The following is a 1,198-nucleotide window of genomic DNA, read 5'->3' as shown; positions in this document are numbered from 1 at the left end:
CGCCGCGCCGGCTCGGTCTTCCTTGTCCTCGCCACGCAGTACGATCTTGAGCGCATCATCGGGGAGCGGTCGTTGCAACGCCTTGGCCTCGTCCCACGGCGCGCGCATCCAGACGTCGCGCTCCTCGTCGGTCGTCAGGATCACCGGCATGGCCTTTGGGTGAATGGGCTCCATGACTGCGTTCGGCGCGTGGTCAAGAAGCCGTAGACCAAATGTCGGCCTCGACTTGGGGTCCCGGTCTCTTCTCGCTGCAGTGGCACACTATAGCGCTGTGGCGAGATCCGCTGACGGGTTCTCGCGCGGGCAGCTCCCGAGCGGAAATAGCGCATTGGGTGCCGCAGCGACGCAGGATAGAATGCGCCTTTTGGCGGTCGCAAGCAAAATGCATGCTCTACCTGTCGCGCTGATCGTCATCGGCTTCGCGCTTGTCTGCGGCGGACTCATCTTCCGGCGCAGATTAGAGCCCGACGAGGAGCGCTCCCAAGCAGGATCTGGCGAGATTCCGCAAAGCCTTGATCCAATCCAGCGCGGTCTGCTCGAGGATCTCCGCCGCCTGAATGCGATGGAGCCGGAGATGCGCAACGAACGCAGCGAAGATCATAGGCCCGGCGGGTGACGCGCCCCCCTTACCACTCACTGCCCGGGGCTAGTGCTGGGATGTCGTCGGGGCAGATCGCGTCCGCGGGGCCGCTTCAGCGCCATGCCGACCGTTGCACCGCGCGGCCACGGTCCCGAGCTCTGGCCGCCATACAGCTGGTAATTCGGGTCGGTGTAGGGGTTCCCGGGTCCTTTGTTCTGGCAATTGGCATTTGGATAGAACTGTGCGCAATAGCCGGGCTCGGATATCACCGGCTGGGCCGAAGCCGGCGCGCAGCTTATCGCAGTCAGCACCGCCGCCGCGCCGAGTTGCTTGGGGATAGAGATGGACATTGTGCTTCTCCACCGCGGAAGATGCGCCACATCCGCGAAGAATAACGCCCAAGCGACGGGCCCCATCCGCTCGGCGCGATCACTCCGCGGTAAGCGTTGGAAGGCCGGCGCGCCGAGAAAAATTGCAAGGCCGGCCCGCTTACCAATAGCCCCAGGGCCGCCCGCCGTATCCATAAGGTCTGTAGAAGCGGGCGGCCCCAGGCTCCTGGATTGCTTGCCAGCCATAGTCGACGTACGCCGGATAGTAGCTGTAGGCGGGATAGTAGCC

The 1,198-nt window shown here is 64.2% G+C and carries 2 protein-coding genes and 1 pseudogene; 1 reads left to right on the top strand and 2 read right to left on the bottom strand.

Annotation, left to right across the window (positions count from 1 at the left end; translation table 11 throughout):
• Positions 1-230 (bottom strand): annotated as a pseudogene (locus tag YY7_RS64265) (SOS response-associated peptidase); the annotation flags it as partial.
• A gap of 98 nt (positions 231-328) precedes the next feature.
• Between YY7_RS64265 and YY7_RS0149930 the strand changes: the two are divergent.
• Complete coding sequence (locus YY7_RS0149930) at positions 329-616, top strand: hypothetical protein (RefSeq protein ID WP_155255702.1); 288 nt, start codon at positions 329-331, stop codon at positions 614-616.
• A gap of 17 nt (positions 617-633) precedes the next feature.
• Here the strand turns inward: YY7_RS0149930 and YY7_RS0149925 are convergent, their stop codons facing one another.
• Positions 634-930 carry a hypothetical protein gene (locus tag YY7_RS0149925; protein WP_028169435.1) on the bottom strand — a complete coding sequence of 99 codons (297 nt, stop codon included), beginning with the start codon at positions 928-930 and terminating at the stop codon, positions 634-636.
• Positions 931-1,198 lie beyond the last annotated feature (268 nt).

Source organism: Bradyrhizobium elkanii WSM2783 (genome assembly GCF_000472865.1).
GTDB classification, from domain to species: Bacteria; Pseudomonadota; Alphaproteobacteria; order Rhizobiales; family Xanthobacteraceae; genus Bradyrhizobium; species Bradyrhizobium elkanii_A.
The sequence above is the reverse complement of the archived record's forward strand: the minus strand, read 5'-3'. Positions and strand labels throughout refer to the sequence as shown.

Coding starts and splice junctions, on each gene's coding strand:
- YY7_RS0149925 (WP_028169435.1), bottom strand. CDS start 930: ATGTCCATCTCTATCCCCAAGCAACTCGGCGCGGCGGCGGTGCTGACT.